The organism is Frankia torreyi (genome assembly GCF_000948395.1).
In the GTDB taxonomy this organism is placed as follows: Bacteria; Actinomycetota; Actinomycetes; order Frankiales; family Frankiaceae; genus Frankia; species Frankia torreyi.
In genome coordinates, this window is the sequence record NZ_JYFN01000042.1 from 1 (window position 1) to 15,027 (window position 15,027).

The following is a 15,027-nucleotide window of genomic DNA, read 5'->3' on the forward strand; positions in this document are numbered from 1 at the left end:
TCCACCAACCGGTCCTCGGGCTTCTCCTTCACCTGACCGCGTCTCGGCACCCCTCGAACCTACACGATCAGAACCTAAGTTCCTGGTATTGGGTCGACGCTGCCCCACCACACACCACCTGGAGGAGTCGTCTTGAGCGTCGTCCTTTTGCTCACCAACGCCCCCGGTCCCTCCGCCGAGTCGTTTCCGTCCCTTGGTCTGCTCACCCACACGGTACGGGTCGCCCCGCTGGAGGCGAGTGCTCTGTTGGACGCTCCGCCCGTGGACGTGATCGTGGTGGACGGACGTCGGGAACTCGTCATTGCTCGCGGCCTGTGCCGGCTGCTGCGCACGACCGGTCTCACGACGCCGCTGCTGGCGCTGGTGACCGAGGGCGGGCTGGCCGCGGTGTCCGCGGACTGGGGGGTTGACGACGTCGTCCTCGACTCCGCTGGTCCCGCGGAGGTCGAGGCCCGGTTGCGACTGGCCATCGGTCGGGTCGCTGCCGCCGGTGGCACGGCCGAGGCTGGTGTCATCCGGTCCGGCGACCTGTCGGTCGACGAGACCACCTACTCGGCCAAGCTGCGGGGCCGCCCCCTCGAGCTCACCTTCAAGGAGTTCGAGCTGCTCAAGTACCTGGCGCAGCACCCCGGCCGGGTCTTCACCCGGGCGCAGTTGCTCCAGGAGGTGTGGGGCTACGACTACTACGGCGGCACCCGGACCGTGGACGTCCACGTCCGCCGGCTGCGGGCGAAACTCGGCCCCGAGCACGAGGCGATGATCGGCACGGTGCGGCACGTCGGCTACAAGTTCGTGGCGCCGCCGATCGCGCCCCTGCCGGAGAACGCCTCCGGCCCGGCCGCCCGCGTCGACCGGGACGACGCCCGCACCCCCGAGCGGGTCTAGCAGCGACGGGCGGCGCCGATCGTCGAGCGACGCGTCCGGCCTGACGATGCCGGGTGGAAGATGTCCACGTCTCCCGCCCTGCATCGTCGAGTCGGAGCGACGGATCACGGGACAGCCGTGGCCGAGGGCCCCTACGGTCGTACGGTGACCGCCTCCCTGATCTGGCAGCCGACCCTCAGCGGCGCGGACGTGGACGACATCGCGAGCCTGCTCGCCGCCGCCGAGCGGGCGGACGGCACCGGTCCGGTGTCGGAGGACGTCCGGCTGACCCTGCGCCCCGACCAGCAGGTCGGGGCGGGGCGTCACCTGCTCGCCGTGGCCGCGCCCGGGGCCGAGGTCTCTGGCCCGCGGCGCGCGATCGTCGGCTACGCGCACCTCGGCGGCGCGCCCGACAGCCGCCAGGCCGAGGTCGTGGTCCATCCCGGGCATCGCCGCCAGGGGATCGGCCGCGCCCTGGCCACCGCGCTGACCGAGGCACTCGGCGACCCGCCGGCCCGGCTCGACGTGTGGGCGCACGGAGATCTCCCGCCCGCGGCGGCGCTGGCCGCGCGGCTCGGGTTCGCCCGCACCCGGGTGCTGTTCCAGCTTCGCCGGCCGCTGGGCGCGGGCGCGCCGCTGCCGGAGCCGCACCTGCCCGCCGGGGTCACCGTCCGCGCGTTCGTCCCCGGCCGCGACGACGAGGCCTGGTTGGCCGTCAACGCCGCCGCGTTCGCTGATCATCCCGAGCAGGGCCGCTGGACCCTCGACGACCTGGCCCTGCGGCGGGCCGAGCCGTGGTTCGACCCGCGCGGCTTCTTCGTCGCCGAACGCGACGGCCGGTTGGTCGGCTTCCACTGGACGAAGGTCCACGAGGTGGACGAGACGCCGCCGCCGGGCACGCGGCCCGGTCCGATCGGCGAGGTGTACGTGGTGGGGGTGCTGCCCGGCGCCGGCGGCGCCGGGCTCGGGCGTGCCCTGACCCTGATCGGCCTGCGCCACCTGCAGGCCGAGGGGCTCGCGGCGGTCCTGCTGTACGTGGACGAGGACAACGAACGAGCCGTGCGGATGTACACCGGCCTCGATTTCACCGTCCACACGCGCGACGTGTCCTACCACTGGCGCGGGGCGGCCACCGGCTGAGGCCGGTCATGCACCCCGGCGGGTCGCCAGACCGGACGCCGCGGCCGCGCCGCCGTGATCGACCTCGATGACCGAGGTCAGATTGGTGACGTGCAGCAGCCGGTAGGCGTCCTCGTTGAGGTTGCGCAACGCCAGCCGGCCGCCGGCGGAACGCTGCCGCTGGTGGGCGAACAGGATGACCGCCAGCCCCTGGGAGTCCAGGAAGCTCACCTGGGCCAGGTCGACGACGATGTCCCTGACTCCGGCGACGCGCGCGTCCAGCAGCGCCTCGCGCAGCGGGTCCAGGGAGGAGTAGTCAATATCACCGACCGGGTGCACGACGATGGCCTCACGGCCGATCACTTCGACGCGAACGCTTGGTTCCATGGCTCCGTTGACGACCGGACGGCATGGGCGCCACGGGAAGCCGGCCGGGCTGCTTCCCGCCACGCGCCGCGCCCCTGGCAAGCGCGACGATGGTCACCTACCCCCACCACACCACTCCCACACCCGCCCGATTCCCACCGGGAAGCAGTTTTCCTCACACCGAACCGACGCTGCCACCACCGGTACCGGTCCGTGACGCCGGCCGAGCCGACTCCGCCGCCCGCGGACTGCCCCACGGGCGCTCCCTCCCGTCTTCTCCCCGCCGCGCGGGATGGGATGACCAGTCGCCGGATGAGAGCGTCGACGCATGAACACCAACCCGCCCCGGACCCCTGGCGGCACCGATCACCCGAACGTCGTCACCTTCCTCAGCCAACTGGACGGCGCCGCCGTCTCCGTCGGGCCGCCTCCCGGCGCCCCGCCGACGCCGGAGGTGGTGCTGACCGCCCAGCGTCCCCACCGTGACCCGGCCGTCCTGCGGCTGGCGCCGGACGAGGCGGACCGGCTCGCGCGGCTGCTGTCCGCGGCCGCCGGCGCCGCAGCGCCGCCCCTCGCCCCCACCGACCGTTGCGGCGAGGACGGCGGCGGGCGGGCCGCCGTCCACTCGCACCACGTCGTCTGCGTCGCTGAGGGATCCGCGGCCGAGGAGCTGCGCCATGCGCTTGCGCTGCTGCCGGCGCGGGCACGGCTGGTCGACTTCACCTCGGACACCGACGTCGTCCTCGTGTTCGCCACGGACGACCCGCGCTGGCCCCCGCCCCGGTAGCGGCCGCGAGCCGGGTTCAGCCGCGCACCGCCTCGATCGCCGACACGACGGCCAGGAGCAGGAAGGCGCCCGCGGCGATCCGAGTGATCATCGCGATGGGCATCAGGCGAAGCAGCCCGCGTCCCCCGGCGATGGCCAGGCCGGCCACCGTCCACAGCGCCAGCACCGCCCCGATCCAGACCGCCACCGGCGCGTCGAACCGGGCGGCCAGGTTCGCCGTCGAGATCTGCGTCAGGTCGCCGAGCTCCGCGACGAAGACGACCCCGAAGGAGGTGGCCGCCACCCGCCAGAACGTCGTGGCCGCGACCGGCGCCGGGGATGCAGGCCGCTCGGCCGCGGCGCCGGCCCGATCCGGCTCGTCCTGGCCCGTACCGTCGTCCTGGCCCGTACCGTTGTCCTGGCCCGTACCGTCGCTCTCGCGGCCCTCGCGCAGCACGAGCACGGCTCCGGCGATGAAGAGCACCGCCGTGATCGTGTCGACGATCCGGTGCGGCAGCAGCGAGAAGGCGCTGCCGGCCGCCACGGCAACGGTGACGTGCACGACGAAGGCAACTGCGACCCCGGCCCAGACGTACAGCGGCCGGAAGCGGCTGCCCAGCACGAGGCTCGCGACCATCGTCTTGTCGGGTAGCTCGGCCAGGAAGATCACGCCGAAGGTGATGAGTGCTGCGGTGATGCTCAATGCCCGGGACCTCTCCGTGGAGCCGGGCCGGGAGCGGGGACGCGCCTTCGACCCGGCATGCCTGCCGTGTCGAAGGTCTCGCCCACTCGGCCGCGTGGGCCGGGCCCGGCCGCCGGGTGCCCGCGGACCGGCCCTGGATGGGTCGATCGGCGGACGCCAGTATGTCGACGACCGGACCGCTCGGACACCGCACCCGGCCGGCCCGGCGACGGACACGTCCGTCGTCCCAGGCCGTGCGCACCGGAGACGGGCCGCGCGGCAGGGCTACTCCCCTTCGGGGGAGACAGTACAGGCCGCGCGGACCGGCGGCATTCGCCTCGATCCGCCCTGACTGGCGCCCTGACGTGGAACGAGCCACAGGAACACGAAAGGACACCATCCATCGGTGGTGGCCTCCGTGAAAATCTCGGAAAGAAGCACTAACTTCACGTGGAGTGATGGACGACGCGGTTCCCCTCGCGTACTACTCCGGGGACGGTCCGGTGCCGGCGCCGACGACGCTCGCCCGCACGGCGACGGGACTACGCCCCGTGATCAACGCCACCGGGGTGATCCTGCACGGCGCGCTCGGCCGGGCCCCGCTGTCCGCGGCCGCGCGCGCCGCGGTGGATCTCGCCGCCGGCACCACCGATCTCGAGCTGGACCTGCGCACCGGCCGCCGCGACCGCCGGGGACGCACCGCCCTGGCCGCCCTCGCCGCCGCGGTGCCGGCGGCGGCGGGCGTGCACGTCGTCAACAACAACGCGGCGGGCCTCGCCCTCGCGGTGGCCGCGCTCGCCGGGCGGCGCGAGGTGGTGGTCAGCCGAGGGGAGCTCGTCGAGACGGCCGACGGTTTCCGGCTGCCGGAGCTGCTGGTCGCCGCCGGCGCGCGGATGCGCGAGGTCGGCACGACCAACCGCACCACGCTCGGCGACTACGCGGACGCCATCGGCCCCGACACCGGCCTGGTGCTGCGCGTGCACACGGCCAGCTACCAGGTGGTCGGGTTCACGGACAGCCCCGCCATCAGCGATCTGGCCGCCCTCTGCGCCGACTTCGAGGTGCCGCTCGTCGGCGACTGCGGCTCGGGCCTGCTTCATCCCGAACCGATGCTCGCCGAGCCCGACGTCTCGAGCTGGCTCGGCTGGGGGGTCGGCGTTGTCACGACCAGCGGCGACAAACTGCTCGGCGGCCCGCAGTGCGGTCTTCTCCTCGGCCGGGCCGACCTGATCGACCGGATGCGCCGCCATCCGATGTCGCGGGCGCTGCGCGCCGGCAAGCTCACCCTCGCCGCGCTGGAGGCGACCCTGCGCCATCCCGACTCGCCGGTCCGGCAGGCCCTGCGCGCCCGGCCGGAGCGTCTCGCCGCCCGCGCCGAGACGCTCGCGGCCTGGCTGCGCCGCGCCGGGATCGCGGCGTCCGCCGTCGCCAGCCGCGCGCTCATCGACGGCGGCACCGGCTCGGCGGCGGACACCAACACCTGCGGATGCCGGCGTGGGTACGCCACCGGAGTTGATCAGGCCGCCGGGCGAACGGCCTGCGGCGCGTGGGGGTTCGGGTGCGTCGGGGCCGAGCTGCCCAGTGCCGCCGTCGCACTGGACGCGATGATCGCGGCGCCGCTGCGCCATGGCGAACCGGCCGTCCTTGGGCGCGTCGAGCAGGGCTGCTGCCTGCTCGACCTGCGGACCGTGCCAGCGGAGCTCGATCCGGTGCTCGCCGCCGCCGTGCTCGCGGCGGCGACCGAGGCCGGCGCCGCCATCCTCACCGACGCCCCCACAGAGCCGCACAGCACGGCGGCGGCCGACACCGTCGTCACGGTCAGCGGGTCGGCGGTGGTGAGCGGGTCGGCAGTGGCAGGTGCGTCGGCGATGGTGAGCGGGTCGGCAGTGGCGGGCGCGTCGGCGATGGTGAGCGGGTCGGCAGTGGCGGGCGCGTCGGCGATGGTGAGCGGGTCGGCAGTGTTGGGCGGTGTCCCGGCGGTGGCGGGCAGCGCCGTCGCGGCGGCGGACATGGTGACCGTCGAGTCCATGGCGATCCCGCCCACCGCCGTGGCGGATCGGCGGGCGCCGTGAGCCGCATCCGGTTGCGCGACATCCCCGCCGTCGCCGACGCCGGGCGCCGGCTCGCCGGTGCGGCCGGTGGATCGGTCCTCCTCTGCTACGGGCTCGTCCACCTGCTGGTCTGGCCCGGCGCCCCGACCGGCACGCCGGCCGAGCGCTACGGCTGGGACGGGGAGACGGAGCTGCTCGGGTGGCTGCCTGTCTGGGCAATCTGGACGGTCGGCGGGGTTCTGCTGGCCGCCGCCGTGCTGGGCCACGCCGTCGGCGGGGCCGGGCTCGCCGGACTGCCCGTCGCGCGCCGGTACCGGCTGGCCGCGACCGGGACGGGAGCGGCCGGTTCCCTCGCGCTGTTCGCGGTGGCCTGGCCCGGCCTGGAGCCCACGCCCACCGAGTTCAGCGCCGGTCCGATTGTCAGCGGGCTGCTGCTGGCGAGTGTCGTCGCGACGGCGTGGGCCCGGCGCCACCCGCCGCCGGCCGGCGCCCGTCCACCCGACCGAAGCCGCCCGGCACCCGGGCGGTAGGACGGGCGGCTCAGCCGAGGGCGTGCAGCTCCCGGGCCAGGTTGAGGCGGGCCGGCGGCTCCCAGTTCCGCCGCGCCCACGCGGTCGCGTAGAGCGGACCGTCCAGCAGGCCGCGCAGAAGGGGCGCCCGTCCCTCGCGCCAGGCGCGTTCGTCGACCCAGCCGTATTCCCGGCGGACCCGACGCACGTAGCGGTCGTAGGCGGCCGGTGGTCGCGCCAGGACCCGCAGGTCGGCGTCGTTGACGAGGGCCTCGTCGTCGTGGGTCGAGCGGTGCGAGGCCGTGGCGAGGACCAGCCGGGCGACCGCCGTCCCGATCCCCCCGGGGCAGCCCAGCCGCGCGAGCACGTCGATCGCCAGCTCCGCGGACCGCTGCTCGTTGTCCGCCAGCCGCGGTTCGTGGACGGCGTCGTGGAAGTACACGGCGAGCACGCAGACGTGCGCGGCACGCTCCGCGGGCGGCCGGCGCTCGGCGGCGAGCAGCACCCGCAGCGCGGCGGACATCTCCGCGACGTGCCGCAGGGTGTGGTAGTGCCGACCCGGCTCCTGGTAGCGCCGAGCCAGGTCGACGAAGGCCGCGACCCGCTCACCCACGTCGGCGCGGGAGCCCGCGGTGACCAGCGCGTCGTCGAAGACCCTGGCCAGCGGTGATCGAGGGACGGCCGCGGCGGCCTCGCCGACGTGGCTCATGGTCCCGCCCATATCCACACGCCCTCTCACCTCCGCGAACCCCTCACGTCCGCACGCTCCCGCACACCCGCACGCCCACACATCTCACACGCTTGCGTGCCCCCTCTCGGACCATCGCGTCGTCGCCGGCAGGCGCGCCACCGGCGGGGGACCACGACGACGATCGTGCTCCCGGCACGCGTCTCCGGCCGGACGAATGCCTCCACCTGATACCAGAATGGTTCTTCCCTACCGGTCACCGCCCCCTGCCCCTGGCACCCCGCCCGGGCCAAGCTCCTCCTGCGGCCGGGACCGTGCCCGCCGGACGAGCGCATGACCCGTCCGGGCCATCCGGCATTTGCCTAGATCGAACAGGCGTGCGAATGTTGGGCCGTGGCAGTGCAGATCGTGATTGACGGGCAGCCCTATCCCCTGCCGCCGGGTACCGATCCGGACGAACTGCGCAGGCGGGTCGCCCAGGCGGTCTTCCGCTGCGAGGTCGAGCAGCTCCACCTCGCGGACGGCCGGACGATGCTGGTCAACTGGCGGTCGGTCCGACTCATCGAGGTCCGCTCGGACGCGGAGCCGCAGCCCCACCCGGAGGGCCGCGAGAACGACGCGGGGCACGAGCGTCGGCCGGTTGGCGACCGCTAGCAAGATCCGATCATCCGTGTTCGGCCGGTGCGCGCACCGGCATTACCTCAACAATGGTTGGGAAACACGTGGTTCACGATGCGACCCGGCGTCGACGCGACCGGGGGCCGTCCGCGCAGGTCACCAGCCGCCGACACCCCAAGTCGCCCGTCGGACCATTCCCCCCAAGTAGGTAGTTTCCGACATATGGGTAAAAGCTCAGATTAAGGATGGTCGCTTACGCATTGGCGTTGATGTTCCGTTTACTACAACCATGATCCGTCGAGCTGGTTAGGTGTTATTTGTGCACCGGTTGCGATGATTGTGATCATTGCGAGAGGACAGACGCAGCCGGCCCACTTCGTGTAGCGGCGTACAGGGAGTCTCGTAATGAGCGGGTACGACTATTCGGTTGCCATCCTCGGTAGCGGCATCGCCGGCTCGACACTGGCCAACATCCTCGCCCGGCACGGTCACAGTGTGGTCCTCGTCGACAGCGGCACCCACCCACGGTTCGCGCTCGGCGAGTCGACGATCGGAGAGACGACCTACCTGCTGAAGCTGCTCGCCGAGCGGTTCGACGTACCTGAACTCGGCCACGTGAGCAGCTTCGAGGGGGTGCGCTCGCACGTCACGTCAGCCTGCGGCGTCAAGCGCAACTTCGGCTTCGTGTACCACCGGGACGGGCAGGTACAGAACCCCGAGGAGGTCACCCAGTGCAGCGTCTCGGAGTTCCCGAACGGCCCCGAAATGCACATGCACCGTCAGGACATCGACTCCTACCTCTTCTACTCCGCGGTCCGCTACGGAGCGGACCCGCGCCAGCGGACCATGGTGGAGCGCGTCGAGTTCACCGCCGACGCGGCGACGCTCACGACGAGGTCCGGCGAGACGCTGCGGGTCCGGTACGTCGTGGACGCCTCGGGCCGCAACTCGGTGCTCGCGAACCAGTTCGCCCTGCGTGAGGAGCCCTGCCGGTTCCGGACGAACTCCCGGACGCTGTTCACCCACATGGTCGGCGTCACCCCGTTCGACGACGTGACGACCCCCAGCGGTCAGCCGTCGCTGTGGCACCAGGGCACCCTGCACCACATCTTCGACGGCGGCTGGCTGTGGGTCATCCCGTTCGACAACCACCGCAGGGCCACCAACCCGCTGTGCAGCGTCGGGCTCAACCTGGACGCCGGCCGCTTCCCGAAGGAGCCGGGGCGCACCGCCGAGCAGGAGTGGGCCGCCTACCTCGACCGCTTCCCCAGCGTGGCCCGCCAGTTCGCCGACGCCCGGCCCGCCTGGGACTGGGTCTCCACCGGACGCACCCAGTACTCCAGCACCCGCACGGTCGGCGACCGCTGGGCGATGATGAGCCACGCCGCCGGGGCCATCGACGCGCTGTTCTCCCGGGGCATGGCCAACACCATGCAGGTGATCTACGCCTTCACCCCGACCCTGCTGGCCGCGCTCGCCGACGACGACTTCTCCGCCGAGCGGTTCGGCCACATCGACACGCTCAACCAGACGATCCTCGACGTCAACGACAAGCTCGTGCACGGCTCGTACGTCTCGTTCCGGGACTTCGACCTGTGGCGGGCCTGGTCGAAGGTGTGGTTCCTCGGCTGGAACATGGGCATCGCGCGGATCGTCGGGACCTACTTCGGCTATCTCGAGAAGGGTGACCGGGCTCTGTTCGACCGGCTGCTCGACGCCCCGCACCTGGGCACCTTCTGCCCGGACCTGCCGGAGTTCCAGCCGTTCTTCGACTCCCTGAGCGCGGTGATGGTCGACGTGGAGGCCGGCCGGCTGGCCCCGGCGGCCGCCGTCGAGCGGCTCGCCGGCCTGCTCGGCGGGGCCGACTTCCTGCCCGCGCCGCTGCGGCTCGGCGATGTGCTGCGACGCTGGCACGACGGCTCCTTCGAGGCCCAGCGCCGGATGTACGAGTGGGGTCGGACCGACTCCCCGACGCCGCTGCGGCGCTGGTACGACTACGACCTCGACGAGCTGCTGACCCGCACGGGCGGAACGCCGCAACCGGCCGTCTTCTGACACCGCTCGGGCCCGGGCGGGCTGGCGTACCGCATTCTGTCACCGGTACTGTTGCGAAAATCAGCGCCCGCCCGACCCGCTGGCCGTGGCGGCCGGACAAGGAGCGTACTTGTGGCCACCCCGACTGTGGGCAACCCGGCGCCCGACCTCAGCCTGCCCGGACTCGTCCTGGCGGACGGCGAGCGGCGCGACGGCGAGTACGCCCTGTCCGCCGAGCGGGGGCATCCCGTGGTGCTGGCCTTCTACCCCGGCGACAACACGCCGGTGTGCACCAGGCAGATGTGCTCGTACTCGGCGGGTCTGGAGATCTTCGCGGAGCTCGGCGTGCTCGTCTGGGGCATCAGCCCGCAGGACCTGGACAGTCACGAGGGCTTCGCCCGCCAGCACAGCCTGGGCTTTCCCCTGCTCGCCGACACCGCGCGCACGGCGGTGAAGGCGTACGGGATCGCCGTGCCCGGGCTCGGACTGCGCCGCTCGGTCTTCCTCGTCGACGCGGACGGGGTGCTGCGCTGGAAGCAGGTCGGCCTGCTCGGAGTCACCTACTCCGACGTCGACACCATCACCGAACAGGTCAGAAAGCTCTAACAGATCAGGAAGCTCTAACAGATCAGGAAGCTCGAAGGAAGCTTGGACGAGCCGGGCGGCGCGGTCCCGCCCACACCGACAGTCGGGCGGTCCCGCTCGCCCTCCGGCCGCCGGCGACGTTACGTTTGGGGATAAACACGCCAGCGGCGCGAGCCGTCCGGCGCCCAGCGGCCAGCGCCCGGCGGCCAGCGGCCAGCCGACGAAGCGCCGCCCGACGGAAGGTTGCCCACCATGGGACTGCCCCTCAAGGCACGTGACGTTCCCGGCCGCGCCGCGGCCGGCGCGTTCATCCTGCATTCGGGTCTGGGCAAGTGGAAGGCCGACCGGGCCACCGCCGAGGGGCTGCACGGCATGGCGGCGAACACCTACCCGTTCCTGGCGAAGCTCGACCCGGTGACCTTCGCGAAGGTGCTCGCCGGCGCCGAGATCGCACTCGGTACGGCGCTCGTCGCCCCGGTCGTCCCGACCGCGCTCGCCGGGCTCGGCCTGTCCGCCTTCTCCGGTGGGCTGCTCGGGCTCTACGCCCGCACCCAGGGCCTGCGCGAGGAGGGCACGATCTGGCCGACGCAGCAGGGGCTGCCCATCGCCAAGGACGTCTGGCTGCTCGGCATCGGGCTGGGCTTCGTCGTCCAGGGTCTGGGTGCCCGCCGGAGCCGGACCTCCGACTAGCCCATGCCGCCGCCGGCCGGCCGGCCCGGGTCGTTGGCCGGCCCGGGTCGTTGGCCGGCCCGGGTCGTTGGCCGGCCCGGGTCGTTGGCCGGCCCGGGTCATCGGCCAGTTCATGGTCGCCAACCAGCCGAGGGTCCATCGACCGGCCAGGGTCAGCCGGCCGTCCAGGGGGGCTCGGGCGCGGGGATCCGTTGGGCAGTGGTCGTCACGGTGCCGAACCGGTCCGCGCCGGCCTGCCAGTCGGCGCGGGCGGCGTCGATCTCGACCCGGGACCGGGCGACGAAGTTCCACCACATGACCAGCCGGTCGGCGAACGGCTCCCCGCCGAGCAACAGCGCGCGAGCGCCCTCGCCGACGCGCAGCGGCAGCTCGTCGTGCCCGACGCCCAGATAGCCCAGCCGGCCGGGGCGCAGGACCTGCGTGCCGACCTGCACCGACCCTGCCAGGACGACCAGCCCGTGCTCGAAGTCGCGCCGCAGCGGCAGGACGGCACCGCCGGCCCGCAGCGCGAGGTCGGCACCGACGAGCGGGGTGTCGGTGCGCGCCGGGGAGACGTTGCCGTCGAGCTCGCCGAGCAGCACCGTCGCCTCGGCCGCCCCGAACCGGGCGACGGGCAGATCGGCGTGGTGGGCGAAGGCGGGCGGACCGTGCCGGGTGTGCTCGGGCTGCGCCACCCATAGCTGCACGCCGTGCAGTTCACCCCGGTAATCCTCGGATTCCTCCGCGTGGGTGACCCCGTGCCCGGCGCTCATNAGGTTGAGCTCGCCGGAACGCAGGACCTGCTCGGAGCCGAGGCTGTCCCGATGCACCTGGCGGCCGCTCAGCAGCCAGGTGACGGTGGCCAGCCCGATGTGCGGATGCGGGCCGACGGCCACCGGGTTCGACGCGGAGATCGTCATCGGACCCAGGTGGTCGACGAAGCACCAGGCGCCGATCGTCCGCCGGACCCGGCGAGGCAGCACCCGCCGCACCGGGATGCCGCCCACGTCGGCGGTCCGCCCTTCGACGACCGCCAGCTCCGGCCCGGCTGCCGAGTCCCGGTCCGCTCCCGATGGCGCTCCCGACAGCGGCGACAGTGGGAGGCTCGGCACCGGCGGTTCCGCTGGCACGGGGGCGACGTCGACAGGCAGGACGGGTCCACTCATCCCTCAACGGTACGACAATCGTTGCATACGCAACAAACCGTCGCCTACGCGCCCTCGTCCCGGTGGACAGTCTCCGGGAGGAAGGCCGGCAGGCACACCGAGATGTAGTCCGCGCCGTCCGCGCCGCGCGTGCTGTAACGAACCCATNCCCCGGCGGCGGTGTGCACCGCCTGACCCGCCGCGACCTCGATGATCCCGTCGGCATGCTCCACCGTTACCGAGCCGCGCAGAACGATCGTGTATTCGTCGAACTCCGGCCGCTGACCCGGCTCGGCCCAGCCGCCCGGACTCGACATGTGCGCGATGCTCAGGCTCCGCGTACCGGTGTTCACCCCGCCCACGTACTCGCGAATGATCTTTGGAAGATTCCCGGCGGCCTCGACGACGGTCGGGGACTCGATGAAGGTCGGCATGGGATGCATCATCGTGCCTGGCTGCCGGCCGAGGCGGCAGTGCCGCGGGACGGCAGTGCCGCGGGACGACGGTGGCGCGGGACGACGGTGGAACGCGGGTCGCGACGGGCGACGGTACGATCCGGTCGCGCTCCCCCGATACCGGCGGGACGTGGGAGGGGCGTCGTGACAACCGAATCGGTCTTTCACCCCCAGGCCTGGATGCAGGCCGGGGTTATTCCCGCACGTCACGGCGCCATGGATCCCCCGCCGGCCGGTGCGCGGTTCACCGGTGTCGGCGCCGTCGAGGCGGTGCTGGCCGGGCTGACGTTCCACCACTTCGCCGTCGTGGTGGCGGACCTGGAGCTCGCCCGCGAGCTCTACACCGTCTCGCTCGGCATCGACTCCTGGCACACCCGGGCGCTGTCCGGGGCCGCCGTGCACCGCGGCCGGCCCGTCGCGCTCGACGGCGCCCGCGTCGCGATCGGGCGGCTCGGCGCCGGCCTGGTCGAGCTGATCGCACCCGGCCGCCAGCCGTGGGCGGCGCGGGAGATCCTCGACCGGCGCGGCGAGGGCATCTTCGCCATCGGCTACCTGGTCGACGACGTGGCGGCCCAGCTTCGTGTCTCGGTCTCCGCCGGGGCCAGGGTCGAGCAGGTCAGACCGGATGCGCGGCATCCGGTCGAGGCTTACCTGGACGCCGGCTCCGGCCTGCTGGTCGACCTGGTCCAAAGCGGCTCATCCTGGCCCGCCTGACCGGCCGGCACGCTGTGGCGCGATCACGGTGGACTTGTGTCGGCGACCCGTTGAATGTCATCATCGGTTCAGAGGCCGCCCGGCACCCCCCGAGCTGGGCGGCCTCACCTATGCCATCGAGGCGCCGCCGGGCGGGGGCCCGCCGGGCACAGAAAATTCCGCAGGTACGTACCGTCGATGGATCCCGCGAAAAGCACCCCGACGGTCGGCCGGCGAGCCGCATCGCATTCCCGAACGCGCATTGGGCGCCGGGAAAGAACCATCCGCCGGTCAGGATGACCCCGGCCGACGAAAAGACTCCGCCGGTCGGTTACCGACCGCCAATCCCGTTACAGACCGCCGGTCGGTTACCGACTGCCGCCCCCGTGAGAGCCAGCCGCCCCCGTGAAGACAGCCGACGAGGAGGTCCGCCCGCCGGACCCGGGCCGACACCCGCTCCGCGGCGTCCCGGTCGCGGTCAGGTGGTGACGACGACGATCGTGAGGATCAGCCCGACCAGGGTCGTCGCGAGCGCGACGAAGGTCGCAATCTTGCCTCGCCCGCTGCCTTTTCGCCAGGCCATCGCCCCACAGCCGATCGCGATCAGCCCGGCGAGCGGGAAGAACAGCCCGAGCGCGGCGAAGGTGAACGCGAGGATCCACAACGCGCGAGCGCCGGGCAGCTCCGCCTCCTCCGGCGCCGCCGACGCGCCGTATTCCCCCTGGGCCCGGCCATTGTCCGGGTACGGAACATGTGGGGTGCCCTCGGGACCAGAGGAAATGGTCCCGGCCTGTTCCGGCCCCTCCGGCGCCGGCGTGGAGTGCCCTTGACCATCCCCGACCGGCGCTGCAGTCCACCCGCCCGGCGCCGTGCCCGGCGCGCCGGCGGGCGTTCCCGCGGGAACCGATCCGGAATCGGCGCTGGTCACAGGGGTCGGCTTGGTCATCACGGACTCCTCGTTTACGAACTATCCGGGTTTCTCGACGGATCTGCGGTCGGAGAACCGGCCCGTGGCCACAGAGCCTGACGCAGAATTCCGCCGGTGTCCCAGATCTTCGCGAAAGGCGCGCCGCGCGGAGGCATCGGCCACCCGAAAGCGCCACTGACCGTGACATAGGTCGCTACCGCCCGCAGCCATCGGTGAATCCGGCTAACGGCCCCGCTCGGCCAGGTTCTCCTCGACGAAACGCTCCATACCCGCAACGAAGGCGCGGGCATCCTCGGCCGGCCAGGCATCGAGCCTGCGCTGGAACGCGCCCGCCAGCCGGCCACGCAGCCGCTCGATGGCAGCGTGCCCCTCGTCGGTCAGGGTGAGCCGGGTGGCGCGGGCGTCGTCGGGATCGGCCGAGCGACGCAGCAGCCCGAGCGCCTCGAGCCGGTCGCTGTGCCGGCTCACCACCGACCGGTCGATGCCGATCTCCGTGCTGAGCTTGCGCGCCGTCGTGGGGCCCGTCCGCGCCAGACCGTTGAGCACGGGATAGGTCGCCTCGTCCAGGTTCACATCGCCCGCGGCCAGCAGGTCTCCGAACAGCCGCATCCGGGTCGGCCGCGCGAGCAGCATCCCCAGCGCGGCGGCAAGCCTGGCGCCGTCCTCTGATCTCACCGCTCGACCTTACTCTGCGTGCACGGTGCACGAGCCGGCCGGCATGTGGCGGACACCGAGTCCCGGCCGGGCCCCGCCGCGTCGACCAAAACACAACGGGATCTTCGGGTCGGGTGCCCCGGGTGGGGCCTCCGGACCGCACTTCGGCAGACTGGGACACAGGCGCCGCGGCGGACCATC

General features: G+C 72.8%; 16 protein-coding genes and 1 pseudogene. 10 read left to right on the forward strand and 7 right to left on the reverse strand.

The window, feature by feature from the left end:
- Nucleotides 1-132: 132 nt before the first annotated feature.
- Both FF36_RS21885 and mshD read left to right on the forward strand, forming a co-directional pair.
- On the forward strand, nt 133-885 hold the full coding sequence (locus FF36_RS21885) for a response regulator transcription factor (RefSeq protein ID WP_044887015.1): 753 nt from the start codon (nt 133-135) through the stop codon (nt 883-885).
- A 117-nt stretch (nt 886-1,002) separates the two neighbouring features.
- A complete protein-coding gene (gene mshD, locus FF36_RS21890) occupies nt 1,003-2,004 on the forward strand; it encodes a mycothiol synthase (RefSeq protein ID WP_044887016.1) in 1,002 nt (333 codons plus the stop codon).
- A gap of 6 nt (nt 2,005-2,010) precedes the next feature.
- Here mshD and FF36_RS21895 read toward each other — a convergent pair whose 3' ends face one another.
- Entirely contained in the window at nt 2,011-2,370 is a 360-nt protein-coding gene (locus FF36_RS21895; protein WP_044887017.1) for an STAS domain-containing protein, read from the reverse strand.
- A 307-nt stretch (nt 2,371-2,677) separates the two neighbouring features.
- Here FF36_RS21895 and FF36_RS21900 point away from each other — a divergent pair, with 307 nt between their 5' ends.
- A complete protein-coding gene (locus tag FF36_RS21900) occupies nt 2,678-3,136 on the forward strand; it encodes a hypothetical protein (protein ID WP_044887018.1) in 459 nt (152 codons plus the stop codon).
- Nucleotides 3,137-3,152: 16 nt separating this feature from the next.
- Here the strand turns inward: FF36_RS21900 and FF36_RS21905 are convergent, their stop codons facing one another.
- Complete coding sequence (locus FF36_RS21905; RefSeq protein ID WP_044887019.1) at nt 3,153-3,818, reverse strand: TMEM165/GDT1 family protein; 666 nt, start codon at nt 3,816-3,818, stop codon at nt 3,153-3,155.
- 437 nt (nt 3,819-4,255) lie between these two features.
- On the opposite strand from FF36_RS21905, the gene selA reads away from it, so the two are divergent.
- Both selA and FF36_RS21915 read left to right on the forward strand, forming a co-directional pair.
- A complete protein-coding gene (gene selA, locus FF36_RS21910) occupies nt 4,256-5,869 on the forward strand; it encodes an L-seryl-tRNA(Sec) selenium transferase (RefSeq protein ID WP_044887020.1) in 1,614 nt (537 codons plus the stop codon).
- Nucleotides 5,866-6,378 carry a hypothetical protein gene (locus FF36_RS21915; RefSeq protein ID WP_044887021.1) on the forward strand — a complete coding sequence of 171 codons (513 nt, stop codon included), beginning with the start codon at nt 5,866-5,868 and terminating at the stop codon, nt 6,376-6,378. The genes selA and FF36_RS21915 overlap by 4 nt, the downstream gene beginning before the upstream one ends.
- A 10-nt stretch (nt 6,379-6,388) precedes the next feature.
- On the opposite strand, the gene FF36_RS21920 is transcribed toward FF36_RS21915, so the two are convergent.
- Complete coding sequence (locus tag FF36_RS21920) at nt 6,389-7,066, reverse strand: HD domain-containing protein (protein ID WP_052681306.1); 678 nt, start codon at nt 7,064-7,066, stop codon at nt 6,389-6,391.
- A 372-nt stretch (nt 7,067-7,438) separates the two neighbouring features.
- Between FF36_RS21920 and FF36_RS21925 the strand changes: the two genes are divergently transcribed.
- The 4 genes from FF36_RS21925 (at nt 7,439) to FF36_RS21940 (ending at nt 10,972) form a co-directional block, all read left to right on the forward strand.
- The gene (locus FF36_RS21925) at nt 7,439-7,699 is read left to right on the forward strand and encodes a hypothetical protein (RefSeq protein WP_044887022.1); all 261 of its coding nucleotides are present in this window, start codon (nt 7,439-7,441) and stop codon (nt 7,697-7,699) included.
- A 369-nt stretch (nt 7,700-8,068) separates the two neighbouring features.
- A complete protein-coding gene (locus tag FF36_RS21930; protein WP_044887023.1) occupies nt 8,069-9,718 on the forward strand; it encodes an NAD(P)/FAD-dependent oxidoreductase in 1,650 nt (549 codons plus the stop codon).
- A gap of 111 nt (nt 9,719-9,829) precedes the next feature.
- Nucleotides 9,830-10,303 (forward strand): peroxiredoxin, encoded by a 474-nt coding sequence (locus FF36_RS21935; RefSeq protein WP_044887024.1) that lies wholly within the window; start codon nt 9,830-9,832, stop codon nt 10,301-10,303.
- Nucleotides 10,304-10,534: 231 nt separating this feature from the next.
- The gene (locus FF36_RS21940) at nt 10,535-10,972 is read left to right on the forward strand and encodes a hypothetical protein (RefSeq protein WP_044887025.1); all 438 of its coding nucleotides are present in this window, start codon (nt 10,535-10,537) and stop codon (nt 10,970-10,972) included.
- A gap of 152 nt (nt 10,973-11,124) precedes the next feature.
- Here the strand turns inward: FF36_RS21940 and FF36_RS38695 are convergent.
- Together FF36_RS38695 and FF36_RS38700 are read right to left on the reverse strand one after the other, a co-directional pair.
- A partial coding sequence (locus tag FF36_RS38695) for a pirin family protein (protein ID WP_277912962.1) occupies nt 11,125-11,724 on the reverse strand: 600 nt, incomplete at its 5' end.
- A gap of 1 nt (nt 11,725) precedes the next feature.
- Nucleotides 11,726-12,117, reverse strand: a pseudogene (locus FF36_RS38700) (pirin family protein); the annotation flags it as partial.
- A 578-nt stretch (nt 12,118-12,695) separates the two neighbouring features.
- On the opposite strand from FF36_RS38700, the gene FF36_RS21955 reads away from it, so the two are divergent.
- Nucleotides 12,696-13,265: a VOC family protein gene (locus FF36_RS21955; RefSeq protein ID WP_236705524.1), complete on the forward strand. Its 570-nt coding sequence runs from the start codon at nt 12,696-12,698 to the stop codon at nt 13,263-13,265.
- 457 nt (nt 13,266-13,722) lie between these two features.
- On the opposite strand, the gene FF36_RS21960 is transcribed toward FF36_RS21955, so the two are convergent.
- Entirely contained in the window at nt 13,723-14,190 is a 468-nt protein-coding gene (locus tag FF36_RS21960; protein ID WP_044887029.1) for a hypothetical protein, read from the reverse strand.
- 204 nt (nt 14,191-14,394) lie between these two features.
- Nucleotides 14,395-14,847 carry a MarR family winged helix-turn-helix transcriptional regulator gene (locus FF36_RS21965; protein ID WP_044887030.1) on the reverse strand — a complete coding sequence of 151 codons (453 nt, stop codon included), beginning with the start codon at nt 14,845-14,847 and terminating at the stop codon, nt 14,395-14,397.
- Nucleotides 14,848-15,027 lie beyond the last annotated feature (180 nt).